Source organism: Verrucosispora sp. WMMC514 (assembly GCF_027497295.1).
In the GTDB taxonomy this organism is placed as follows: Bacteria; Actinomycetota; Actinomycetes; order Mycobacteriales; family Micromonosporaceae; genus Micromonospora; species Micromonospora palythoicola.
Genome location: NZ_CP114906.1, coordinates 5,382,856 through 5,406,252, shown reverse-complemented (window position 1 = coordinate 5,406,252; position 23,397 = coordinate 5,382,856). Strand labels below are relative to the sequence as shown.

The 23,397-nt window shown below is 72.2% G+C and carries 22 protein-coding genes; 8 read left to right on the top strand and 14 right to left on the bottom strand.

The genetic code is table 11. The features are described from left to right. Positions 1 to 5: 5 nt before the first annotated feature. Positions 6 to 770, top strand: a complete 765-nt coding sequence (locus tag O7597_RS25135) for a DUF72 domain-containing protein (protein ID WP_281580911.1) — start codon at positions 6 to 8, stop codon at positions 768 to 770. A 52-nt stretch (positions 771 to 822) separates the two neighbouring features. On the opposite strand, the gene O7597_RS25130 is transcribed toward O7597_RS25135, so the two are convergent. The 5 genes from O7597_RS25130 to O7597_RS25110 all read right to left on the bottom strand — a co-directional run bounded on the left by O7597_RS25130 (position 823) and on the right by O7597_RS25110 (position 4,797). Next, complete coding sequence (locus O7597_RS25130) at positions 823 to 1,251, bottom strand: DUF2267 domain-containing protein (protein ID WP_164447248.1); 429 nt, start codon at positions 1,249 to 1,251, stop codon at positions 823 to 825. A gap of 727 nt (positions 1,252 to 1,978) precedes the next feature. Continuing rightward, positions 1,979 to 2,854, bottom strand: coding sequence for a DUF72 domain-containing protein (locus O7597_RS25125; protein ID WP_281580910.1), 876 nt, complete (start codon positions 2,852 to 2,854; stop codon positions 1,979 to 1,981). Positions 2,855 to 2,899: 45 nt separating this feature from the next. Beyond that, positions 2,900 to 3,298, bottom strand: coding sequence for a TraR/DksA C4-type zinc finger protein (locus O7597_RS25120; protein ID WP_093402778.1), 399 nt, complete (start codon positions 3,296 to 3,298; stop codon positions 2,900 to 2,902). A gap of 122 nt (positions 3,299 to 3,420) precedes the next feature. Continuing rightward, entirely contained in the window at positions 3,421 to 4,062 is a 642-nt protein-coding gene (locus O7597_RS25115) for a uridine kinase (RefSeq protein WP_281580909.1), read from the bottom strand. A 123-nt stretch (positions 4,063 to 4,185) separates the two neighbouring features. Further along, positions 4,186 to 4,797 carry a winged helix-turn-helix domain-containing protein gene (locus tag O7597_RS25110; protein WP_269741164.1) on the bottom strand — a complete coding sequence of 204 codons (612 nt, stop codon included), beginning with the start codon at positions 4,795 to 4,797 and terminating at the stop codon, positions 4,186 to 4,188. A gap of 384 nt (positions 4,798 to 5,181) precedes the next feature. On the opposite strand from O7597_RS25110, the gene O7597_RS25105 reads away from it, so the two are divergent. Further along, positions 5,182 to 5,574 (top strand): ankyrin repeat domain-containing protein, encoded by a 393-nt coding sequence (locus O7597_RS25105; protein WP_269741163.1) that lies wholly within the window; start codon positions 5,182 to 5,184, stop codon positions 5,572 to 5,574. 4 nt (positions 5,575 to 5,578) lie between these two features. Here O7597_RS25105 and O7597_RS25100 read toward each other — a convergent pair whose 3' ends face one another. From O7597_RS25100 to secA2, 4 genes are all read right to left on the bottom strand, one after another. After that, positions 5,579 to 6,334 carry a class I SAM-dependent methyltransferase gene (locus O7597_RS25100; protein WP_269741162.1) on the bottom strand — a complete coding sequence of 252 codons (756 nt, stop codon included), beginning with the start codon at positions 6,332 to 6,334 and terminating at the stop codon, positions 5,579 to 5,581. A gap of 82 nt (positions 6,335 to 6,416) precedes the next feature. Beyond that, positions 6,417 to 6,917 carry a DUF2231 domain-containing protein gene (locus tag O7597_RS25095; RefSeq protein WP_332317146.1) on the bottom strand — a complete coding sequence of 167 codons (501 nt, stop codon included), beginning with the start codon at positions 6,915 to 6,917 and terminating at the stop codon, positions 6,417 to 6,419. Between the two features lie 78 nt (positions 6,918 to 6,995). Next, positions 6,996 to 7,736, bottom strand: coding sequence for a GAF and ANTAR domain-containing protein (locus O7597_RS25090; RefSeq protein ID WP_269741160.1), 741 nt, complete (start codon positions 7,734 to 7,736; stop codon positions 6,996 to 6,998). Positions 7,737 to 7,926: 190 nt separating this feature from the next. Further along, positions 7,927 to 10,221: an accessory Sec system translocase SecA2 gene (secA2, locus tag O7597_RS25085; protein WP_269741159.1), complete on the bottom strand. Its 2,295-nt coding sequence runs from the start codon at positions 10,219 to 10,221 to the stop codon at positions 7,927 to 7,929. A gap of 319 nt (positions 10,222 to 10,540) precedes the next feature. Between secA2 and O7597_RS25080 the strand changes: the two genes are divergently transcribed. The 3 genes from O7597_RS25080 to ctaD all read left to right on the top strand — a co-directional run bounded on the left by O7597_RS25080 (position 10,541) and on the right by ctaD (position 14,428). Then, positions 10,541 to 11,524 carry a glucosyl-3-phosphoglycerate synthase gene (locus O7597_RS25080; RefSeq protein WP_269742728.1) on the top strand — a complete coding sequence of 328 codons (984 nt, stop codon included), beginning with the start codon at positions 10,541 to 10,543 and terminating at the stop codon, positions 11,522 to 11,524. An 83-nt stretch (positions 11,525 to 11,607) separates the two neighbouring features. After that, positions 11,608 to 12,336 carry an ATP-binding protein gene (locus O7597_RS25075; protein WP_269741158.1) on the top strand — a complete coding sequence of 243 codons (729 nt, stop codon included), beginning with the start codon at positions 11,608 to 11,610 and terminating at the stop codon, positions 12,334 to 12,336. Between the two features lie 88 nt (positions 12,337 to 12,424). Further along, positions 12,425 to 14,428 carry a cytochrome c oxidase subunit I gene (ctaD, locus tag O7597_RS25070; RefSeq protein WP_281580908.1) on the top strand — a complete coding sequence of 668 codons (2,004 nt, stop codon included), beginning with the start codon at positions 12,425 to 12,427 and terminating at the stop codon, positions 14,426 to 14,428. Positions 14,429 to 14,495: 67 nt separating this feature from the next. Here the strand turns inward: ctaD and O7597_RS25065 are convergent, their stop codons facing one another. From O7597_RS25065 to O7597_RS25050, 4 genes are all read right to left on the bottom strand, one after another. Beyond that, positions 14,496 to 15,371: a SigB/SigF/SigG family RNA polymerase sigma factor gene (locus O7597_RS25065; RefSeq protein WP_164447257.1), complete on the bottom strand. Its 876-nt coding sequence runs from the start codon at positions 15,369 to 15,371 to the stop codon at positions 14,496 to 14,498. A 219-nt stretch (positions 15,372 to 15,590) separates the two neighbouring features. Then, positions 15,591 to 16,961: a hypothetical protein gene (locus O7597_RS25060; protein ID WP_281583318.1), complete on the bottom strand. Its 1,371-nt coding sequence runs from the start codon at positions 16,959 to 16,961 to the stop codon at positions 15,591 to 15,593. Positions 16,962 to 17,091: 130 nt separating this feature from the next. Then, positions 17,092 to 18,375 (bottom strand): thiamine pyrophosphate-binding protein, encoded by a 1,284-nt coding sequence (locus O7597_RS25055; RefSeq protein WP_281580907.1) that lies wholly within the window; start codon positions 18,373 to 18,375, stop codon positions 17,092 to 17,094. Next, positions 18,368 to 19,486 (bottom strand): Vms1/Ankzf1 family peptidyl-tRNA hydrolase, encoded by a 1,119-nt coding sequence (locus O7597_RS25050; RefSeq protein ID WP_269741155.1) that lies wholly within the window; start codon positions 19,484 to 19,486, stop codon positions 18,368 to 18,370. The genes O7597_RS25055 and O7597_RS25050 overlap by 8 nt, the downstream gene beginning before the upstream one ends. A 147-nt stretch (positions 19,487 to 19,633) precedes the next feature. Between O7597_RS25050 and O7597_RS25045 the strand changes: the two genes are divergently transcribed. Next, positions 19,634 to 20,173 carry a hypothetical protein gene (locus O7597_RS25045; protein WP_269741154.1) on the top strand — a complete coding sequence of 180 codons (540 nt, stop codon included), beginning with the start codon at positions 19,634 to 19,636 and terminating at the stop codon, positions 20,171 to 20,173. A 63-nt stretch (positions 20,174 to 20,236) separates the two neighbouring features. Here O7597_RS25045 and O7597_RS25040 read toward each other — a convergent pair whose 3' ends face one another. Beyond that, complete coding sequence (locus O7597_RS25040) at positions 20,237 to 20,581, bottom strand: DUF3817 domain-containing protein (protein WP_269741153.1); 345 nt, start codon at positions 20,579 to 20,581, stop codon at positions 20,237 to 20,239. Between the two features lie 89 nt (positions 20,582 to 20,670). Here O7597_RS25040 and O7597_RS25035 point away from each other — a divergent pair, with 89 nt between their 5' ends. Together O7597_RS25035 and O7597_RS25030 are read left to right on the top strand one after the other, a co-directional pair. Further along, positions 20,671 to 22,149, top strand: coding sequence for a glutamate--cysteine ligase (locus O7597_RS25035; RefSeq protein WP_281580906.1), 1,479 nt, complete (start codon positions 20,671 to 20,673; stop codon positions 22,147 to 22,149). A gap of 86 nt (positions 22,150 to 22,235) precedes the next feature. Next, positions 22,236 to 23,363, top strand: coding sequence for a hypothetical protein (locus O7597_RS25030; RefSeq protein ID WP_281580905.1), 1,128 nt, complete (start codon positions 22,236 to 22,238; stop codon positions 23,361 to 23,363). The last annotated feature ends 34 nt before the right edge of the window (positions 23,364 to 23,397 follow it).

Here is a 23,397-nt window from a genome sequence, read left to right as displayed (position 1 = left end):
CGATCGTGATCCTGGTCGGCACCTCCGGCTGGCAGTACCGTGACTGGCGGGACCGCTTCTATCCTGACGGGCTACCCCAGCGGGCCTGGCTGGAGCACTATGCCGACCGGTTCGCCACGGTCGAGGTGAACAACGCGTTCTACCGGTTGCCGGAGCGGGAGACCTTCGCCGCCTGGCGCGCGCGTACCCCGGGCGACTTCTGCGTGGCGGTCAAGATGAGCCGTTACCTGACCCACATCAAGCGGTTGCGGGATCCCGCCGAGCCGGTGGCCCGATTCCTCGCACGGGCCACGGCGCTGGGCGACCGGCTCGGCCCGGTGCTGCTGCAGCTGCCACCGACCCTGCGCGCCGACCCACCGGCCCTCGACGCCACGCTGCGGCTGTTTCCGTCGTCGGTGCGGGTGGCGGTGGAGCCACGGCACGCCTCCTGGTGGACCGACGCCACCCGGACGGTGCTGGAACGGCACGACGCCGCGCTGGTCTGGGCCGACCGGCACGGCCGGCCGATCGCCCCCCGCTGGCGGACCGCGGGATTCGGGTATCTGCGCCTGCACGAGGGCCGGGCCCGCCCCTGGCCGCACTATGGACGCACCGCACTGGCCTCGTGGGTGCGCCGGCTGAGCGAGGCGTTCGGCGACGACGAGAGGGCGTACGTCTACTTCAACAACGATCCCGGCGGCGCGGCCGTCGCCGACGCGACCACCTTCGCCGGGCTGGCCGTGCGGGCCGGTCGCCGGGTCAGCCGGGTGCCCGAGCCGCCGGCCCGGTGATCCGGACCCGCTGGACCCGCCCCACGGCGGGGCGGGTCCTCGTGGGCGCGGGTCAGGGCATGATCCGGGCGAGGTCGGTGGGCATGGTCGCCTTGACGTCCTCCCACTCACCCTGCGTGATGTGCCGGCGCAACGTGTCCAGCACCACCTGGACCACCCGCTGCGGGCCGCCCGCCACGTCGTACGGGAAGCCCTGGCGAACCTCGTAGAGGAAGTCGTCCCGGTTCAGCTTGATCGGCACGTTCTGCGGCTGCCAGCCGTCGAAGTAGATCCCCCGCACCACGACCGGCAGTTGGGCGGAGAACTCCACGCTCTCCTGCACCGGCATCCGGTCGCGCAGCAGGTGCAGCACGGTACGCAACGCGGCGTACGACTGGTTGCGCTGCTCCTTCGGCCACCCGTACGCCTGCTCGATGTCCTTGAGGATCAGGTTGGTCTTGTCCATCGAGGACTCGATCGCGGACTGGAACTGCTCAGCCATCTGTCCACCCCCGTAGGTCGGTCTCCCACCGTCGGTCGTCGTGACGTCGCGGCGGGCCCACCGGGCCGCGCCGGTACCGGACCGGACTGCTCCATCCGAGCCGCGACGTCCGACGGGTGTCCCCGGCCACTCCGACGACATGCAGCACCGCGTCTCGCCGTCGGTGCGCTGCCACCCGAACCGTCATCGCCAACCACCTCCGTGGTGTCGCTTCCGCACGGACCATCGCCCGAGCACCGCGCCGCTGCCACCATGCTGCGCACGGACCAGGTGAGTCGCCGTCACCCCACCCGGGTGAGAACCGGCCGGCGCACTACCACCGGACAACCGCACTACCACCGGACAACCGCCGGCCGGGTCGGTGAGGTGCCGGAAAGCAACAGTCACCTGCCGTAACGTCGTTCGTTTGACGGCGACCCTCACGCTGGGTGATTGCCTGGGCGTGGGTGCCTACTGTCCTCACGCGCCCTTTGCTCTGCTTCAACCGACGCAACGGCCGGTGAACTGGTCAGACGGGGCAGTGCACCAGAGGGGTCGTCGGCCAGGTCGGTACGGAGAGTAAACCTGTGCGTCGGTTGAAGCAGAGCAAAGGAAGCAGGGGGAGGGTCTGGTCGGGCATGGCGGCTACGGAAAGTGTCCGCCCGCCGCGTCGCAGGCCGGCCGGTGGCTCCGCCGGTCCAGCCGGCGCTTCCGCATACTCGACGCTGGTCGGCGGGGGCGGGGGCGGTCAGCCGGTCTCACCCAGCAGGGCCTGGAGTTGCTGGGCGTTGGTTTGGGCGTAGTCGCGGTAGCAGTTGTTCATCAGGACGTGGGTCTGTTCGGTCTCGCCGGCCAGTTCCCGGAGCCTGGGTGCCCAGTCCTTGAGTTCCCGCGCCGAGTAGCGGTAGCCGAACTTCTCGTGGATGTCCTTGCTGGTCCACTTGTCGCTGTGCCCGTGGAAGCGCACCACCGCGAGTTCCGAGGTGGCGGCCAGCATCGGCGGGATCGACGAGCGGTGCCCCTGGGGCATGTCCACGCTGACGTACGCGAGCCGGTGCTCGCGCAGGAAGTCGAGGGTCTCGGTGGCGTTGTCGCCGTCGAACCAGGAGGCGTGCCGGAACTCGAAGACCGGACGCAGCGGCGCACACCGCCGGGCCACCTCCAGCAGGTACTGCTTGTTGTCGCGTCGGATGGTGAACCAGGGCGGGAACTGGAACAGCAGCGCGCCGAGCTTGCCCGCCTCGACCAGCGGGTCCAGGGCGCTGAGGAATCGGGTCCACACCTCCTCGTACGCCTGCGGCGGCAGGTCGTCCGGGTAGAGGTTGCGCTTGTCGGTCTCCGGCCGCAGGTCCTTGTAGATCGCGCTGACCTTGGTGGGGTGGCCGGTGAGCAGGCTGAACGCCTTCACGTTGAAGGTGAAGCCGGCCGGGGTGCGGTCGGCCCACAGCCGGGCGGTGCGCTCGGCCGGCGGGGAGTAGTAGGTGGCGTCCACCTCGACCACCGGGAACTGGCGCGCGTAGTAGGCCAGCCGTTTCTCCGGCGTGTCGGCCGTCTGGGGGTACCAGCCGGAGTCCAGCAGGGTCCGGTCGGTCCAGGACGCGGTGCCCACCTTGATCTCACCCATGGGTGGAGTCCACCGTGTCCCGGACCGGCCGGCAACCGTTTCGGGTCAGGCCGCCCGACGCTCGCGCGTCTGCTTGCAGGTGACGCAGGTGGTGGCCGACGGGAAGATCTCCAGCCGCTCCACCGGGATCGGCGCGGTGCAGCCCTCGCAGAAGCCGTAGGTCCCCTCGGCCAGCCGGGCGAGGGCGTGTTCGTACTGGGCGCGACGGTCCAGGATGGTCCGCAACAGCGACTGCGCGGTGTCCCGCTCGGCCGTCTTGGTGCCGCTGTCGGCCTGGTCGTCGCCGGCGGTGTCGCCGACCTCGACCAGCCGCAGCACCTGGCTCTGCTGCACCGCCTGCTGGTACTCCTCGGTCAGCTCGTCGTGGCGGGCCTGCAGGGAGAGCCGGATCTGGTCGGTCTCCGCCTGGGATCGGCCGGTGCCGACCGTGTCGTGGACGAGCATCGCTGCCTGCCTTTCCTGGGCCTTACGGTCACCACGGGTGGGTCGGTCCGCACCCGGTCAGCCCACCCAGGTCATCGCACCCGGGCGCTGTGAGCCCCGCGTTTACCCTTGTCGCCGACGGCTCAAACCGGCCCGTCGCCGGATTCCACGAACGCCGGACGACGTGGGTCGTCGACCCGGACCACCACGTCGGCGAAGCTGGCCGGGGCGACCTCGGCGGCGTAACGGTCGAACGCGGGCAGGGTCCAGGCCAGCGCGGAGTCGGTGCGCCGACGTAGCGCGGCGGACGACATCTCCAGGTGTACGACGACGTCGAAGATCAGCCCACCGCCGAGCAGGAACGCACCGCTGACCAGCACCACCCCGCCGGCGGGCAGGTCGACGTACGCGGCCCGGCTGGCCCGGTCCGTTCGGGCGTCCCACAGCGAGGGCAGCACCCTGCCGGGCCCGTCCGATCCCGCCGGGTCCAGCACCTCGCGCCGCAGGCCGGCCTCGTCCACCCAGCCCTCGTAGTACGAGTCCGGGTTGGTCCGACCCCGTTCCAGACGCAGCGACGCGGGGCGCAGGAAGTCGTCGGTCCGCACGTGCAGCACCGGGTGACCGAGCGCACGCAGTGGATCGACCAGGGCGTCGGCGAGGTGGTCGGGTCGGGCGGCGGGGGCGCCGTCCACCGCGACCCGCAGCCGGCCGGTCGACACCGCGCCGGCCAGCCGCTCGGCCAGTTCGCCGACCAGCAGCGGTGGAGAGATGGGACGCACCCGCATCCGACCATGGTGCCCGCTGGTCGACGACGCCGCCGCACTCCCCCGCCGCCCGGGCCGGGCGGTGATCGCACCTCGGGTCCGATGGACTCGGCCGAGCGCCGGGGCCGGGCGGCGCGACGGGCGTCAGCCGGTGCGGTCGAGGGTGACCCGGGCGTCGTCGGCCAGCCGGTAGCCGACGCCGTAGACGGTGGTGACCAGCGGAACGTCCACGCCGACCTTGCCGCGGAGCCGGCGCACGTGTACGTCGACCGTGCGTACGCCGGCGTGCTCGTAACCCCAGACGGCGTTGAGCAGCTGGAGCCGGGTGAAGACCCGACGGGGATTCGCGACCAGGTGCAGCAGCAGGTCGAACTCCAGCCGGGTCAACGGCAACGGCTCGCCGTCCCGCAGCACCGACCGGGACGAGGCCAGGATGTGCAGGGCGGGAATGGCCGGAGCGAGCTGCCGCGACGGCGTGCGGCCCGCCGGCACGGTCTCGGCGCGACGTTCCGGCACCACCGGGCCGACGGTGGTGATGGTTCCCTCGCCGCACTCCAGCATCTCCCGTGCCGCGTCGAGCAACCGACGCGCGGCCGGCGTCAGCGACTCCTCACACGCCAGCGGGATGGACAGGGTCACCGTGAGCACCGGAGCGGCGGTGTTGACCGGACGGCGCTGGCCGCCGGGAGGTCGACCGGGCACCGCGGGTTGGGACGTATGCCATCCGGCGCGCGACGAAGCGGGGCTGACCGACATGGTCCTCCTTGGCTGGTCCGGGTGTTCCCCACGGCCCCGGGACGCCGCTCTATCGATGCTTCCCGGCGCCCATGCGAGGGTCAAGGGGCGGCTGCGTTGCATGAATGTGACAATTGACCGACACATCGGAGCCGTCCGCTCGCTCTGCGTACGAGGCCAGATGATTACAGCAGAGTCGCCAAGTTGACCTGATACGGGGGTGGTCCATTACCGTTCGCGGCCTTCGGGGCGGGATGTCCGCACCCGCCCCGACGTCGACTGTTCGCGCTCCCACGCCGGCAACCGTCACGCGGACGGGACAGCGCTTGGGAGACGGAGGTCGGTCACGATCACTGGTCGGCCGGTGGGCGCGAGTGGTACGCCGCCGCCGACTAACCTGGACCGGTGAGCGACGAACTCGACGCCGAGACCCTGGAATTCGCGCACCGGATGTTCGACCTGGCGCGCGACGGCGCGACCACCGAACTGGTCGGGTACGTCGACGCGGGGCTGCCGGTCAACCTGACCAACCAGAAAGGTGACAGCCTGCTGATCCTGGCGGCCTACCACGCCCGCCCGGAGACGGTGCGCGCGCTGCTCGACCGGGGCGCCGACCACTCCCGCGCCAACGACCGGGGACAGACGGCGCTGGCCGCGGCGGTGTTCCGCAGCAACGCCGAGGCGGTACGCGCACTACTCGACGCCGGCGCCGACCCCGAGGGCGGCAATCCGTCCGCGGTGGCCACGGCCGAGTTCTTCGACCTGCCGGAGATGCTCGCGATGCTCCGCTCCGGCTAGCCGGCTACGCTCTGGCCTCGATGAGGAAGCGGCGGGCGTGGGCCACGAACGGACCCTCGACCCGGATCCGGTCGTGCAGTCGCCGCAGCGCCGGTCGGTGCGCCGCCACCGTGAAGCCGGGCACCGTCCAGATCACCTTACGCAGGAACCAGACCACCGCACCGATGTCGTGGAAGACCGTCCGCAGCGTCACCTCGCGCAGGTCGACCACGGTCAGGCCGGCCGCCCGGGCGGCCGCCACCGCGTGCTCCGGACGGCGGTGCTCGGGCGGTGGCAACGGACCGAGGATCGCCTCGCTGAGTTCGCGGACCGTACCCGGTCCGATCTGCTGGGACAGGAACGTACCGCCGGGGCGCAGCACCCGCGCCACCTCGGGCCAGTCGGTGCGCACCGGGTGCCGGCTGACCACCAGGTCGAAGACGGCGGCCCGGAACGGCAGCGGCGCGTCACCGGCCACCGCCACCACGCTCGCCCCGAGTGGCGCCAGGTTGGCCCGCGCCACCGGCACGTTCGGTGGCCACGCCTCGGTCGCGACCAGTAGCGGGGGCGGGTGGGGCACCTCGGCCAGCACCTCTCCCCCACCGGTGTCGATGTCCAGCGCCGCGCGGACGCTCGCCATCCGCGCCGCCACCAACCGCGCGTAACCCCATGGTGGACGCTCCTCGGTGGCCCGCCCGGCGAGCCAGTCGAACGCCCACCCATCGATCGGGGCGGCGGCCCCCTCGGCGATCAGATCCTCGAAACTCGTCTCCCGTGGCACACGCCTCAGCGTGTCCGGCCCGGCCTGTCACGGCAACGCCTTATCCGCCGCCCCCGGTCCGGAGGCCGCCGGGCAGTCGGGCCTACGGGCGCGGACGTACGATCTCGGCGGTGGGGGCGTCCAGGCCGCGGACGATCCCGGCGCCGGTCGTCTCGGGCGGGGTCGCCTCGAAGTGGCGCATCAGCCGCGCACCGAGGTGTACGCCCACCCCACCGACGGCGAGGCCGAGCACCTCGACGACCAGCAGCGCCGGGGTGGCTCCACGGTTCGTCGCATCGGCCCGCACCAGGCAGGAGAGCAGGAACAGCCCGGCCATGCCGGCGTTCACCACGTTGAAGCTGATCGCTGTGTGGCGGGTGCGGTCCGGCGGCACGTCCCACAGGTCGACCATCCCGGCCACCGCGGTCAACGCCGCCGTCACCAGGGCGGCCACCGCCGTCCAGTAGCCGACCTCGCCGAGGAAGACCGGGCCACCGACCACGTCGGCGAGGTCGAAGATGACGGCACAGACGAAGAGCCCGTACGGAAATGTCACAAGCATCGGTTGGATGGAGTGTCCCTGCACCCGCAGCCGGCTCTGCATCCTGTCCCCCTGGATAGGCTCACCTCGTCAGCCCAGGGTGCTACCCGCACGCCACGCGGGCGAAACGACACGCCCCGCTCAGTTGTCCCGGGGCCGGGAGACGGTGCTGACGAGCCGCTCCGCCACCTCCCGCAGCGGTATCGACAGCGACGCCGCCGCGCCACGCAGGACCTCCAGGGCGTCCGGCGCCGGGCAACCGCGCTGGGTCATGATGACGCCGACTGCCTGGCCGATGACGCCGTCGTTGAGCAGGGCGAGATCCTGCTGCACCGTCAGCGCGGCACGCCGCTCCCGGTCGCGCACCGCCGCCAGCAGCAGGCCGGCGTGTTCGGCGAGCAGCATCGCGGTCAGCTGGTGACCCGGGGTCAGCGCGTCGGGTTCGGCGGCGTACAGGTTCACCGCGCCGATCACCTGGTCGTCGATGTCGACAGGTGCCGAGATGACCCCGCGTACGCCCAGTTCGTGAGCTCGGGGCGTCCAGTCCGGCCAGCGCGGTTCGCCGTCCAGTTCCGCCGCGCCGACCATCTCCCGGCGGCGGATCGCGTCCAGCGCCGGGGTGTCCGGGCCGCACCGCAGGTCGTCCAGCCCACTCAGCCGGGCGTCGGAGGCGGCCACGCCGGCCGGCTCGCCGGCCCGCAGGGCGGTGAACCCGCACCAGGCGACGCCGGCGAGGGCGTCCCGGGTGATCCGGACCAACGCGGACAGCGCCGCGTCGAAGTCGTCCACGGCGATCAGACCGGCGGTCAGTTCCCGCAGCAGGGCGGCCGTCTCCAGCACGCCGAGCGGCTCCGCCAGCGGGGTACGCGTCTCCAGGTTCACCGGCCCGCGGCTCCCGTACGCCCGGTCAGCCTCGTCACCCGTCTCCTCCTCGGCGGGGCTCCCGCGCTGGAGCCGCCTTCGACATCACGATCCGCCCTACTACCCCCGCCGACAACGGTCGAAACGGCGCAAAACGGGGCCCCTCCCAGGGTACGGGTGCGCCCGGGAGGGGCGTGCCGGACCGGACGGGTCAGCGGGAACCGGCCCCGCTGAGCCGTCGCCCGACCGAGGCGATCAGCCGGTCCAGCTCGGAGCCGAACGGGTTGTCGTGTACCAGGTACGTCCAGGTGGCGCTGGGGCGGACCAACTCCGCCGCGTCGGGCTCCCAGTCCTCGTCGAACTCGGTCTCGGCGAACGTCGCGAGGGTCCGCGCCTCGATCGCCGGTACCAGTTCGGTGAACGCCGGCACCGCGGCCCGGTGGAACTCGTCGAGCGGGTCGAGCCGGCCCAGGGCGCGCAGGTGCACGCCCTCGCGGACCTCCGACAGCTCGGCCAGGTGCGACGCCCACAGCCGGTCGAGGTGGTAGAGGGCGATCGACCGGGCCACCTGGGCCAGCAGGTCCTCGTCCATCTCGCCGGCCTTCTCCGGCATCTTGTCCAACAGCATCAGGGCCGCGACGTCGCTGGTGAGCAGCCGTTCCCGCCGCTCGGCGAGGGCCTTGCGCTGCTGCTCGATGACCACGCTGTACCGCCAGGTGTTGCGGTGGATCTCGTGGTTGACCCCCTCCGCCACCCGCTGGGCGTGCTCGACGGCGTAGTCCACCTGCGCGTCGGTGACCAGACCGTCGGCGTTCATCCGGGGCGACGGCGGCACGGTGTCGCCGGCGTGCCGGACGACCAGGTCGTCCTCCAGGCTGACGAAGAAGACCGACCCGCCCGGGTCGCCCTGGCGACCGGCCCGACCACGCAGCTGGTCGTCGACGCGGCGGCTGTCGTGCCGGCCGCTGCCGATCACGTAGAGGCCGCCCAGCTCGGCAACCCGCTCCCGGTCGGACTGGTCGCTGCCGCCGAGGCGGATGTCGACGCCCCGGCCGGCCATCTGGGTGGAGACGGTGACCGCGCCGTACGCGCCGGCCTCGGCGATGATCGCCGCCTCCTCGTCGTCGTTCTTCGCGTTGAGCACCACGCAGGGCACCCCGGCGGCGTTGAGCCCGGCCGCCAACTGCTCGGACTCCTTGACGTCCAGCGTGCCGACCAGCACCGGGCGACCGTCGGCGTGGCAGCGCCGGATCTCGTCGATCAGCGCCTCCTCCTTCTCCGCCCGGGTGGCGTAGATGCGGTCCGGCTCGTCGACCCGCACGCACGGGGTGTTCGGCGGGATCACCGCGACCTCCAGGCCGAAGAACTCCCGCAACTGGTCGCCGACGAGCACGGCGGTGGCGGTCATGCCGCAGACCATCGGGTAGAGCCCGACGTACGCCTGCACGGCGATCGTGCCCAGCACCTCGCCCTCGGCGGAGGCGTCCAGCCCCTCCTTGGCCTCGACCGCCGCCTGGAGGCCGTCGGGCCACCGGCGACGCTGGGCGACCCGACCCCGCATCTCGTCGATCAGCTCGACCGTGCCGTCGCGGACGATGTAGTCCACGTCCCGGTGCAGCAGGGCGTGCGCGTGCAGCGCCACGTTGACGGCGGAGAGCTGCTCGACGTTCTCCTCGTCGTACAGGTCGATGCCGAGCTTGGCCTCGACGGCGGCCAGGCCGGCGGAGGTGAAGGCGACACTGCGGCCGTCCTCGGCCACCGTGAAGTGCCGGCCCTTGCGCAGGCCGCGCACGAGCGCGGCGGCGGCGTGCACCGGGTCCTGCTCGCCGGGCACCGAGCCGGCGAGGACCATCGGCACCCGGGCCTCGTCGATCAGGATCGAGTCGGCCTCGTCGACGATCGCGGTACGCAGCGGCCGCTGCACCCGGTCCTCGATGTCGGTGACGAGCTGGTCGCGGAGGAAGTCGAAGCCGGCCTCGCTGACCGAGACGTAGGTGACGTCGCAGGCGTACGCGGCACGGCGCTCGAGCGGGGTGGACGCCTCGTTGACCCAGCCGACGGTGAGGCCGAGCAGCGTGTAGATCGGCTCCATCCACTGGGCGTCGCGGCGGGCCAGGTAGTCGTTGACGGTGAGCACGTGCACCGGCCCGTTGCCGAGCCGGACGTGTCCGTACGCGGCGATCGCCGCGGTGAGCGTCTTGCCCTCACCGGTGGCCATCTCGGCGACCTTGCCGGAGAGCAGCGACATCGCACCGAGCAGCTGGACATCGTACGGGCGCTGGTCGATGCCCCGGCGGGCCGCCTCGCGACCGAGGGCGCAGATCTCCTCGTAGCTCGACGCCGCGCCGGCCGCCTCGGTGAGCTCGGCGTCGTCGAACGCCGAGATCTCCTCCTCGCGGGCCTCGATGACCGGCAGCAGCTTCTCCAGCGGGGCCAGATCGACCGTGGTCCCCGGGCGCTGGAGGAACCGACGAAACCTGGTCTTCAACCGTTGCGACACACCCATGAGCCGCAACGGTACGCGACCGGAGCGATCTTGAACGTCCCGCCCGCCCTCCCGAATTCGCGCGATCTTGCACCTTCTGTCTCGACATAAGGGGCACGCCGGACATAAAGCCGACCGGAAGTGCAAGATCGCGGAAACCGGGATGGCCGACGAGGCGCAATCAAAGGTTCATCGGCCGGGAACGTGGACGGAGCACGCTTGTGATCAAGCTGGGAGACCGATCCGGTTAGCGTGCGGGGTGCTGGGAAATCCATCTCCCGGTCTTCCCGCCGAGGAGGGGGTGCCTGTGCGCAACGACGAATCTCTGGTCTCGCCGGTGGTGGAGGCCTGGGCCACCTATCGGACCACCTCGGCGGCCGACTGGCCGACCCGACGACTCCTTCGGGCCAAGGGAGACAGCCGGGTCAGTGTGGTGCTGCCGGCGCGCAACGAGGAAGCCACCGTCGGGGCGATCGTGGCGACCATCCGCGAGCACCTGATGGACCGCGTGTCACTGGTCGACGAGCTGATCGTGGTCGACTCGCGGTCCACCGACCGCACCGCGGCGGTGGCCCGCGCCGCCGGGGCCGAGGTGGTCAGCCAGGACGCGATGACCCGCGGGCTGCCCCGGCTGACCGGCAAGGGCGACGCGCTCTGGGCCGGCCTGGCCGCGGCGGAGGGCGACGTGGTGGCCTTCGTCGACGCCGACCTGCGCGAGTTCCGGCCGCACTTCGTCACCGGGCTGCTCGGCCCGCTGTTGACCGACCCGTCGGTCGACTTCGTCAAGGGCTTCTACCACCGGCCCCTGGTCAGCACCAGCGGGGTGGAGGCCGACGGCGGTGGCCGGGTGACGGAGCTGATGGCCCGGCCGATGCTGAACCTGTTCTGGCCCGAACTGGCCGGGTTCGTGCAGCCCCTCGCCGGGGAGTACGCCGGCCGCCGGGAGGTGCTGGCGCGGGTGCCGTTCGTCTCCGGCTACGGCGTCGAGACCGCCATGCTCATCGACCTGCTCGAACTCGTCGGGCTGGACGCGCTGGCCCAGGTGGATCTCGGTGAGCGCAAGCACCGGCACCAGGACACCGCCGCGCTGGGCCGGATGTCCGCCCAGATCATGCTCACCGCCTGGTCCCGGCTGCAGCAGCGGGGCTGGGCGAACCCGGAGATGCTGCCCACCGCCCTGCTGACCCAGTTCCGCCGGGGCGGCTCGGACGCGCTGCCGAACCTGGACCGGGAGATCGTGGTCAACGACGTCGCCGTGGCGGAACGACCACCGCTCGCGCAGGTGCGGCACCAACTGCCGCGACGGCAGGTCGCCGCGGCCTGAGGTGTCCGGCCTCACCGTGGCGTTTCACCGGGTGAGGGGCCGGGTACCTGCCAGGCTGCGACATCGCCGAGACGAGGGTGGAGATGGCGAGCCGGATCACCTGCCAGGTGCACGACGGAGCACAGGTCACCGTCGTACGGCTTGCCGGCACCCTCGACATGATCTCGATGCGCGAGGTGTACGCGCACCTGGAGAGGTGCCTCGCCCGGCAGCCCGACGCGCTGGTGGTCGACCTGGCCGAGTTGGCCGTGCGCGACCAGTTGGCGGTGTCCGTCTTCGCCGCCGCGGCGCGTCACGCCGCGGACTGGCCGGCGGTGCCGCTGGTGCTCTGCGCGCCACACCCCGAGGCGGCCGCCCTGCTGGCCGGGTCGACGGCCTGCCGGGTGGTGCCGATGCGGGACGACTGCGACGAGGCGAGCCGATTCGCGGGCGCGGCCGCCGTGGACCGGCTGCGGCTGCGCCTGGACCCGGTGGCGGCGGCCTGCCGGCGAGCCCGGGAACTGGTGGCCGACGCGTGCGCCCGGTGGAACCTGCCCGATGCGGTCGGTCCGGCCTCGGTGGTGCTCAGCGAGCTGGTCGGCAACGTGGTCCGCCACGCGGGTACCCCGATGCAGGTCACGGTGACCCTGCGGCGACCCTGGCTGCACCTGGCGGTGGTCGACGGCAGCAGCGCGGCGGCCCGGCCCGGCCCGGCCGGCCAGCGCGACGAGGGCGGTCGTGGGCTGATGTTGGTACGCGAACTGGCCGACCGTTGGGGAAGTGCCCCGGCCGGCGACGGAAAGGCCGTCTGGGCCACACTACCGGCCAATTGACCGAAATTACCGCTCTCGCCTGGTTACATGGTCGGCGGGCTGGGTAGCCACGCCCGTCCTTATCCGTCGTCAACGCAGGTGAGCGCTCATGCCCAAGCGGGTAACCACCGAACCCGGACAGGACCGGGGTCCGGCGATCCTCGCCCCGGCCCGTTTCGGCGGCTATCCCGGACCGCTGCGCAGGCCGCTGCCGGGCGGAAAGCTGGTCAGGTTCCTGGCCACCACCGACCACAAGCAGATCGGCCTGCTGTACCTGCTGACCTCGTTCGGCTTCTTCGTGCTGGCCGGGATCGAGGCCATGCTGATCCGGGCCGAGTTGGCCCGGCCGGGTCTGCAGTTTCTCGCCCCGGAGCAGTACAACCAGCTCTTCACCTCGCACGGCGCGGTGATGCTGCTGCTGTTCGCCACGCCGGCGGCGTTCGGCTTCGCCAACTACATCGTGCCGATCCAGATCGGCGCTCCGGACGTGTCGTTCCCCCGGCTCAACGCGCTGGCCTACTGGCTCTACCTGTTCGGCGGGCTGATGGTGGTCGGCGGGTTCCTCACCCCGGGCGGCTCGGCCGACTTCGGCTGGACCGCGTACACGCCGCTGAGCACCGTCGAACACTCCCCCGGGGTCGGCGCGAACATGTGGGTGATCGGCCTGGTGGTGTCCGGTCTGGGCACCATCCTCGGCGCGGTCAACCTGATCACCACGATCCTGACCCTGCGCGCGCCGGGCATGACCATGTTCCGGATGCCGATCTTCACCTGGAACATGCTGTTCACCAGCGTGCTGGTGATCCTGGTCTTCCCGCTGCTGGCCGCCGCGCTGCTGGCGCTGAGCGCCGACCGGCTGCTCGACGCACAGGTCTACAACCCCGACACCGGTGGGCCGATGCTGTGGCAGCACCTGTTCTGGTTCTTCGGCCACCCCGAGGTCTACATCATCGCGCTGCCGTTCTTCGGCATCATCACCGAGATCATCCCGGTCTTCTCCCGCAAGCCGATCTTCGGCTACACCGGGCTGGTGCTGGCCACCATCGCCATCACGATCCTGTCCATGGCGGTGTGGGCGCACCACATGTTCGCCACCGGTCAGGTGCTGCTGCCGTTCTTCAGCATCCTGAGTTACCTGATCGCGGTGCCGACCGGGGTGAAGTTCTTCAACTGGATCGGCACCATGTGGAAGGGCCAGCTGACCTTCGAGACGCCGATGCTGTTCGCCATCGGCTTCCTGGTCACCTTCCTGCTCGGCGGGCTCACCGGCGTGCTGCTGGCCAGCCCGCCGGTGGACTTCCACGTCACGGACACGTACTTCGTCGTCGCCCACTTCCACTACGTGGTCTTCGGCACCGTGGTCTTCGCGCTCTTCGGCGGCTTCTACTTCTGGTGGCCGAAGATGACCGGTCGCCTGCTCGACGAGCGGCTCGGCAAGCTGCACTTCTGGACCATGTTCATCGGTTTCCACGGCACCTTCCTGGTGCACCACTGGCTCGGCAACGAGGGCATGCCCCGCCGGTACGCCGACTATCTGCCCAGCGACGGGTTCACCACGCTGAACACGATCTCCAGCGTCTTCGCCTTCGTGCTCGGCGCGTCCACCCTGTTCTTCATGTGGAACGCCTGGAAGTCCTGGCGCTACGGCGCCGAGGTGACCGTGGACGACCCGTGGGGCTTCGGCAACTCCCTGGAATGGGCCACCACCTGCCCGCCGCCGCTGCGCAACTTCGACCGGATGCCCCGGATCCGCTCCGAGCGTCCCGCGTTCGACGCCAAGTACGGCGAACTCGTCTCCGACCTGGGCCGCGACCTTCCACAACGGACCACGAAACCCCCGCAGGACTTCCGCGAGGAACTGCACATGGAGAAGCACGTGTCCGAGTCGCCGGCCGCCGAGGGCGCGCACGGCGCACGCGAGGCGGAGGCGTACCAGCCCGCGCCGCAGTCCGGCGCCCGGCCGGTCGACGTGCCGGAGCCGGAACAGGTACGCCGGCCGAGCTTCGAGGAGACCGACGAGCCGGAGGAGAACCCGCTGGGCGCGCAGCGCGACCCGCAGCCCAACGACCGGTGGCGGCATCCGCGCGGGCCCGGGGACACCCCGGAGAACTGACCGGTCGGCCGGGTACCACTCGGGGCGGCACCGGTCGGTGCCGCCCCGACGACGTTCGGTCGACCGGTCAGCGGCCGCGAACCGGAGCCACGGCGCGCGTCTGGTTGGCCGCCTCGGACTCGCCCGGACCGTTCTGCCACGGTGGCGGCGCGTCGGCGAGCATCGCCTGGCGCAGCCAGGTCAGCGCCCTCGACAACAACCGGGACACGTGCATCTGGGAGATGCCGAAGCGGGCGGCGATCTCGGCCTGGGTCTGATTGCCGTAGAACCGCATGGCCAGGATCCGCCGCTCCCGCCAGGGCAGCCGGTGCAACAGGCCGCTGACGGTCACCCGGTCGTCCACCGACTCCAACGCGATGTCCGACTCGCCGACCAGGTCGCCGAACTCCGCCGAACTCTCCCCGCCGACCGGCGCGTTGAGCGACGCCGGACTGTAGCCGGCCGCCGACTCCAGCGCGGCGAGGATCTCCTCCTCCGGCGTCTCCAACCGTTTGGACAGTTCGGCCACCGTGGGTGCCCGGGACAGCTCACTGGTCAGCGCCGCCGTCGCCTGTCCGACCTCCAGGATCAGATCGCGCAGCCGGCGTGGCACGTGCACGCCCCAGGTGCGGTCCCGGAAATGCCGCTTGATCTCACCCACGATGGTGATCGCCGCGTACGCGGTGAAGGAACCACGTTCCGGGTCGTACCGGTCGACGGCGTTGACCAGCCCCAGGCGGGCCACCTGTTCCAGATCCTCCAACGGCTCCCCACGCCCCCGGTAGCGGCGGGCCAACCGACCCGCGAACGGCAACGCGAACCGGACCAGGTCGTCGCGGGCCTCCTGGCGACGCTCCGGCGGTAGCCCTTCGATCCGTGCCGCGTACGCCAACGCCGCGGCGTCGAGGTCCTCGAGCCCCCGATCGGTGGTTGGTGGTGTGGTTGTGGTGGTCTGTCCGAACATCCGCGCCTCCCTCGGGAAGGACCCCGCCCGGATTCGCCGACACCGGGCACGCGCGTAGGCACGCACGGGCCTGTGACTGGGTTACGTGACTGGGATGCCAGCGGGCGACGGCGCCGCGCCACGCGAGGTGATCAGCCTGTCGCAGCCGGCGGTGTTCCCGCTCCGTAGGTACTCAATCACGGGATCGCGGGTTCGCGAGGATGTTTCGTCAGCCCGGTCTCAACAGATCAGCAGGCCGTGGTGGCTGCCGCCGTCGCGCAGCGCGGCCAGAGCCTCGCCGGTGGCCAGCGGCGCCGGACTGGGCAGGTCGTACGGCTGGGCGCGGAGCACCTCGGTGGCTCTGCGGGTCGGCACCGAGGTGACCGGGTAGCCGCGCGCCGCGGTGCGGTCGAGGGCCCGCCGCCGCCGACCGAAGCCGGCGACCGCCAGCCACTGCGGCAGGCCGGCCAGCGCCGGTGAGCGTACGCCGGGCGGCTCCGGCAGCACGTCGACCGAGGTGAACGACTCGCTGCCGGCCAACCACCACTCCACCTGCTCGACGCTGCGCCGGGTGGCGTTCTCGCACCAGTACGGCACCAGCCCGGCCCGGAGCACCTGCCAGGGGTCGAGCAGCCGCCCGCACTCCACCACCAGGCGGTCACCGGTCTTGCCGGCGGCCCGCAACCAGCGCCGGTACAGGTCCGCCGTGGCGGCGCTGAGCGCGGCGGGCGTGGGTACCAGGATCTGGTGCAGCGGATGACCGTGCCGGGCGGCCCAGTCCCGTACACCCCGGTCGAAACCGGACTCCACGCCGTGCTCGGCGGCGGCCGGCGGAGCGGCGATCTCCGGCGGTTCCCAGCGTTCGCTGTCACCGCCGGCCGCGCGCAGCACCTGCCGCAGCGCGTGGCTGTCGGGATGGAAGTCCACCGGGTTGAGCCCGCTGGCCGGGCAGCCGAGCTGGAAGCTGTGTCCGTCGGCGGCGTCGACCACCGGCCAGGTCCGGGTGTCGCGCAGCATCAGCACCGGGGCGCCGGGGGCCAGCCGGTCGGCCAGGAAGCTGCGGTACGCCGCCGGCAGCGCCCGCCAACGGCCGGTCAACGCCACGGTCGCCCCGGCCAGCGCACCCCGGCTGGCCGGGCAGTGCACCTGCCGCACGTGCAGGTCGGGACTGCCGGCGAGCACCCGGCCGGCGAGCGCCGCCCCGTGATCCAGGGCGGCGCGCGGCCGGTCCACCGCGCCCTGCGGCCAGTGCGCGATCATCTCGAAGCCGGCGGGCAGCCAGGGCATGCCCAGCGCAACCGCCAGATGCGCGACACCGCCGTGCGGGGAGCCCAGCAGCGCCCCCGGATAACGGCGTCGCGGGTACTGGTCGACGAACCACCGGGCGACCCGCCCCGCGTCGACCTCGGCGGCCTGCCCGGCGGTCAGGGCGGTCCGGCCGGCGGACCGGATCGCCGCCGCCCGCCGCACCGGGTCGGGCGTGCCGGCGAACCGGGACACCGGTCCGACGTGCCCGAGGTCGGCGCAGTCGCTGCCACTCAGCGCGCGGGCGATGGCCGCGACCAGGATCCGGGCGGTGCTGCCCGCCGCGACGACGCGGTCACCGGCCATGCCGGCGCCGGCCGCCGTCAGTCCCGGGCGCACCTTGCGCACCGGTCCCACCTTCCCTCGATCGCTCACCACGCGGCCCGGCTTCCCGCCACGATGCGGGTTAAACAGGGCATCTCCCCACCGGACGGCATCAACCAGCGGATCTTGCCCCTTCCCGCCAAGAGCGCCAGCCCGCCATCGCCGGCGCACCGTCGCCGTCCGGCAACATCGGGGATGTTGCTGTACCGCCGTCGCCTGGGACAGCAGAATCCCCGATGTTGTCGAATCCCGGCCGGTTCCACGAGCCGAAGGTGAGGGCGTTCGTCACGATCTCCAGCACGCACGGGCGGTCGGCGTTCAGCGCCTCGTCCCAGGCCGCGCCGACCAGCTCCGGCCGGTCGACGCGCACCCCGTGCAGGCCGAGCAACCGGGCCCAGCCGGCGTACGGGACGTCGTCGGTGACCGGCCGGGCCGGGTCCAGGCACCGGGGGTGACCGGACCGGGTGTTGTGCACCAGCACCACCAGACGCGGGTCGGGCCAGGCCGGTCGCCGCCGCGCGATGGTGATCAGCTCGGACAGCCCGTGCGAGCGCATCCCGTCGTCGGTGACCAGAGCGATCACCGGCCGGTCGGGCGCGGCCATTTTCGCCGCGAGGGCGTACGGCAGCGCGCTTCCGGGCAGCCCGGCCGGGCCGATGACAACCTCGGCCGGCGAACCCGCCGGGTTGGCGAACCCGGCCGTCGGCCCGGTGCCGTCGGCGGTCACCACGCTGTTCGGGGGCAGCCGACTGGACAGTTCGTCGAGCACCAGCCGGACGTCGATGCCGGGGCCCGACGCCGCGACCCGCATCGCACCGTGCGGCGCCGAGTGCGGCACGACCAGGCCCACCGGACCGCGGGCGCGCGTCGCGGCGCGCAGCGCCTCGTCCACCAGCTCCGGCGCCCGCGCCGGCTCGGTGACGTACCGGAGGCGGTGGCACACCTCGGCGAGCTGTCGGTGGACGACCCGGGCGGCCTCGGACGCGGAGACAACGGGCTCGGCGACGACGGGCTCGGTGACGACGGGCTCGACGACGACGGGCTCGGTGACGACGGGCTCGACGACGACGGGCTCGGTGACGACGGGCTCGACGACGACGGCGAGCACCGGCAGGCCGGCGCCCCGGGCGGCGTCGAGACCCGCGAGCAGGCCTGCGGCGGCCACCCCGCCGGCCGCCAGGCAGACGCCCGGCTCGCCGGTGAACCGGGCGTGCCCGGCCGCCATCACCGCGGCGTCCTCCGCGTCGCGGACGGGTACGAACTGCGGGTCGTCACCGGTGGCGTCGAGCGCCTCGACAACCGCCGCGACCGCCTCCTGCGGGTGGCCGAAGACGCGCGGAATCCGCCAGGCCCGCAGCCTATCGACCACCGCGTCAGCGACGCCCGGGTCAGGCACCGCCCCGTCCCGGGGTGACCGGGTCGACGTAGCGCAGCACCGCGCCCACCCCGTCCACCAGCTCCGGCGCCTCGTCGGGGCCGAGCACGGTCAGTTCGGCGTCGGTGCCCACCAGGGCACGCACCAGCGCCGCGTCGGCCCGGACCCGCTCCGGTTCGGCGACCGTGGCCAGGTGCCCCGGCTCGGTGGCGATGTCGGTGGCCGCCGGGCCGATCCAGAGCTGACCGTCGGCCGAGGGGTCGTCGACGATCAGCATCGTGTCGACCTGGTTGCGCTGCAACGCGGCCACCACGGCGTCGAGCCCGGCGCCGACGTCCTCCTGCGTGCCGAAGCGGTCCAGGGCCGCGTGCACCCGCTGATCGGCCACCTCGGCGATGGTCTGCACGGTCAGGTCGTCGAGCAGGGTCTGGTCGGCACCGCCGGCCCGGGAACCGGCGTCGGTGCGTACCACCAGGTCCTGCCAGCGGTCCGGCATCTGGGCGGCGATCATCCCGGTGGCACGGACGTCGCCGGCCACCACCACCACCTCGGCACCGACCCGCTCGGCCAGTTCGACGGTCGCGGCGGTGACGTCACCGGCGTTGTGATGCCATGCCTCCATCGCGGCCCGCTGGTAGCGCGACTGGGACCAGCCGCCCGGCTTGACCCGGCGCAGCTGGTAGCTCTCCCGGCCGGTCACGTGTGCTCGGCGCGGCACTCCGCCGGCGCTCACCGACATCGCGTCGGCGCCGGTGCGGTCGGCGAGCACCCGCACCCACGCCACCTGCTCACCGCGCTGCGCCAGCAGCGGCATCACGTGCGGCAGCGGGGCGTACGCGGCCAGATCCCGACGGGGCGGGGCGGACAGGTACTCGGAGAGCACCACCTGTCCCTGGGTGCCGAACACGGCCAACCCGTAGTCGCCGGGCATCGGATCGTGTCCCCGGATCACCCGGTCGATCGCGGCGATCGTCGGCTCGTCCGCCCCCTGTTCGGCAAGTTGCCGTTGCAGACCACGCCAGCGCAGATCGAGTGCCGCGTGCGCGTCCTCGGTGTCCAGGGAGGCGTCCAGGTAGACCGAGCACCACGGGCCCGGACGCTGGTACAGCGGGCGCAGGAAGGACAGCTGCATGCTCGACCCCTTTCCGGCTCGACCCACCGCTTACCCGCGTCGCCGTGCTTGTCACCTGCCGGCAACCGCGTGACCGGTTTTCATTCACGTCGTTCAACCCCGAGGATCGATACGATCTGTAGGCGTAGGCGAACTCTGGGTGGTGGAATGGACGCGACATCGTACTCCCGACGCAGTCTGCACCCCACCGGGCGGATCCTCACCGCGCAGATCGTGCGCCTGATGGACGGCTATCCCCGGGAGGTGCGGGTGGGGCAGCCGGCGCTGGTGGTGGTGCTCGCCGCGGCCGGCGTGGCGGGTCTGCTGGCCGGGCTGGTGCGAGCCCTGCTGTCGGCCGGTTCCGGCACCGGCCGGCGCAGCTTCAAGGAGCTGAAGAAGGGCCCTGAGTACCTGGTCACTCCGGTCCGCCTCCGCGACGGCGCCGGCCGGCTCTACGAGGTGGAGTTGCACGGGCACCTGCCGCAGAGTGCGCTGCATCCGGCCGACCACGTCCAGCTGACCCTGCGCGACCAGGGCGATCCCGACCTGGCACCGAAGATCGAACGGATCGTCAACCTCACCACGGGGCAGTTGCTCCGGCCTCGCACGGCCACCATGTGGTCGCACCTGGGGCCCCCGCTGCTGCTTCAGGCGGTGCTGGGGGTACTGGTCCTCGCCACGGTGGCCGCCTGCGCGGCGGTGACCTGAGGCGGCCGTCCGGCTGACGCCGCCGACGCACGTCGACGGCGGGACCGGCTGACCGGCCCGGCGTCAGCCGACCGGAGCCGGCTCCCGGGCCGGCGCGACGGAGCCGAGCATCCCCCGCCGCCGCGCCCAACGCTCGAAGACGACGGTGGCGAACGGTGGCACCGCGCAGGCCAGCGCCACGAGCGTGGCCAGCGGGCTCCACCGGTGCACCCGGGCCACCGCCAGCACCAGCACTCCGTACGCGACGAAGAGCGCGCCGTGGATCGGGCCGAAGACCTGCACCCCCAGCTCGTTGCCGGGTGGGCCGTACTTGACCACCATCCCGGCCAGCAGCCCGGCCCAGGAGATCGCCTCGGCGATCGCCGCCACCACGAACAGTCGGGTCACCTTGTCACGCACGCCCGCCATGGTACGGACCTTCCCGACCGGTCCCGGCCGGGTGTAGGTGGCATGGACGTGCGACGTTTGGGGTACCAGCGGTGACAGGGTGGTGACCTATGGGCGAGGAAGTCGGCGTACAGACCTTCAGCCGCCAGGATCGGGCTCGCTACCGGGACAAGGTGCGCCGCTGTCTCGACGTCTTCGCCGAGATGCTGCGCGAGTCCCGGTTCGACGTCGAGCGGCCGATGACCGGGTTGGAGATCGAGCTGAACCTGGTCGACGCCGACTCGATGCCGGCGATGCGCAACGCGGACGTGTTGCGTGCGGTGGCCGACCCAAGCTTCCAGACCGAGCTCGGCCAGTTCAACGTCGAGATCAACGTCGCACCACGGCGGCTGGCCGGCACCGGCACCGCCGAGTTCGAGGAACACGTACGCGCCGCCCTGAACGCGGCCGACCAGCGGGCCCGCACGGTCGACGCCCAGCTGGTGATGATCGGCATCCTGCCGACCGTGCTGCCGGAGCACCTGACCGCCGCCACCCTGTCGGCCAATCCCCGGTACGCGCTGCTCAACGAGCAGATCTTCGCGGCCCGGGGCGAGGACCTGCGGATCGCCATCAACGGGGTCGAGCGGCTGGCGGTCACCGCCGACACGATCACGCCCGAGGCGGCGTGCACCAGCACCCAGTTCCACCTCCAGGTCGGCCCCGCCCAGTTCGCCGACTACTGGAACGCCGCCCAGGCCATCGCCGGGATCCAGGTGGCGCTCGGCGCGAACTCACCGCTGTTCTTCGGCCGTGAACTGTGGCGGGAGACCCGCATCCCCCTGTTCCAGCAGGCCACCGACACCCGCCCCGAGGAGATCAAGACCCAGGGCGTACGCCCCCGGGTCTGGTTCGGTGAACGCTGGATCACCTCGGTGTTCGACCTGTTCGAGGAGAACGTGCGCTTCTTCCCGGCGCTGCTGCCGGTCTGCGACCCGGAGGACCCGTCCGAGACGCTCGCCGCCGGAGGCGTGCCGACCCTGGCCGAGTTGCGGCTGCACAACGGCACCATCTACCGGTGGAACCGGCCGGTCTACGACGTGCTGCGGGGCCGTCCGCACCTGCGGGTGGAGAACCGTGTCCTGCCGGCCGGACCGACCGTGCTGGACACCATCGCCAACGGGGCGTTCTACTTCGGGCTGGTCCGCGCGCTCGCCGAGGCCGACCGGCCGCTGTGGTCCCAGATGTCGTTCAGCGCCGCCGAGGAGAACTTCAACACCTGCGCCCGGCACGGCATCGACGCCCACGTCTTCTGGCCCGGCCTGGGCTACCTGCCGGTCGCCGAGCTGGTGCTGCGCCGCCTGCTGCCGCTGGCCCACCACGGTCTGGACCGGTGGGGTGTCGAGCCGGACGAGCGGGACCGGCTGCTCGGCATCATCGAGCAACGCTGCCTGACCGGCCGCAACGGCGCCACCTGGCAGGTGGCGACGCTGCACCGGCTGGAGTCGACCGATCAGCTGGACCGCCCGGACGCCCTGCGTCAGGTGGTCCGGCACTACGTGGAGCTGATGCACAGCAACCGCCCGGTCCACGAGTGGCCGATCCCCTGACCACCTCCCGACACAACGTGTGACGACTCCGTCACAGTCGCTACCGTGAGTGGGTTTTCGTCCGCCGGGTGGAGAGGATCCCGCCGATGCCGCGGTCACCACGTCACGCCGTCCCACTCACCGTCGCCCTGCTCGTCGTCAGCCTGCCGCTGCCCGCTGCCGCGAGCCCCGGGCTCGCCCAGTCCGCCGCCGCCCCGCGCGCCACCGTCGCCGCGCCGTCCACGCCCACGTTCGCCACCGCGTCCCACCGGCATGAAGCCGGTCGGACCACCGTCGACACCACTGCGGGCGAGGTACGGACCACGTTGCGCGACCGGACCACCGGGGCCCCCGTACGAGGGTGCGTGTCCCTGGTTCCCGTCGACCGCGACCGGCTCACCGTCGTGTATCAGGGGGAGGCGCAGGAGGGCCGGCACGGCGGCTGCACCGGCGTCGACGGTGGCGACCTGCTCGCCAGCAACGTGCCGCCCGGGCGCTATCACCTGCTCGCCAAGCCCTACGACAACGCGCAGTACGGCATGCAGTGGGTCGGTCGGCACGGCGGCACCGGGCAGCGGGAGCGCGGCGTGACGATCCGGGTGCGTCCGGGCAGGACGGTCACCGCCCCGACGGTCCGGCTCGACCCGCCGGGCAGCGTCACCGGCCGGGTCACCCGCGCGGCGGACGGCACCCCGGTCTACTTCGGATACGTCCTGCCCCTGCCGGTGGTTCCGCATCCCAAGTACAGCGACTACGGCGTCATCACCGATGACGACGGCCGGTACACGCTCACCGGTCTCGGACCGTACCGCTGGCCGTTGTACTACACCGGTCCCGGACTGGCCAGCCAGTGGTCCGGCGGGGTGGCCGACCGCCGGAAGGCCGACACCGTACGGGTCCGGTCCGGCACGTCCGTGACCAGCGATCAGACACTCGTCGCCGGCACCGTGGTCAGCGGCACCATCGCCGTCGACGAGATGCCGAACTACTCCCAGGTGATCGCCTTCCACGCGCGGACCGGCGACGTGACCGGGGTGGTCGACGTCGGCGCCGACTACACGCTGCGGCTGCTGCCGGGGCAGCGGGTGCTGCTGCGGTGCGACTGCGCTTTCGTGCCCAGCCGCTGGTTCCCCAACGCCGCGCAGGTGTCCGAGGCGCAGCCGGTGCGGATCGGCCACACCCCGGTCACCGCCGACTTCGACCTGACCGCCCCCGCCACGGTCCCGGCCCCCTGACGGTCGTCCGGTTAAGGCCGCGCCGACGGGCGGC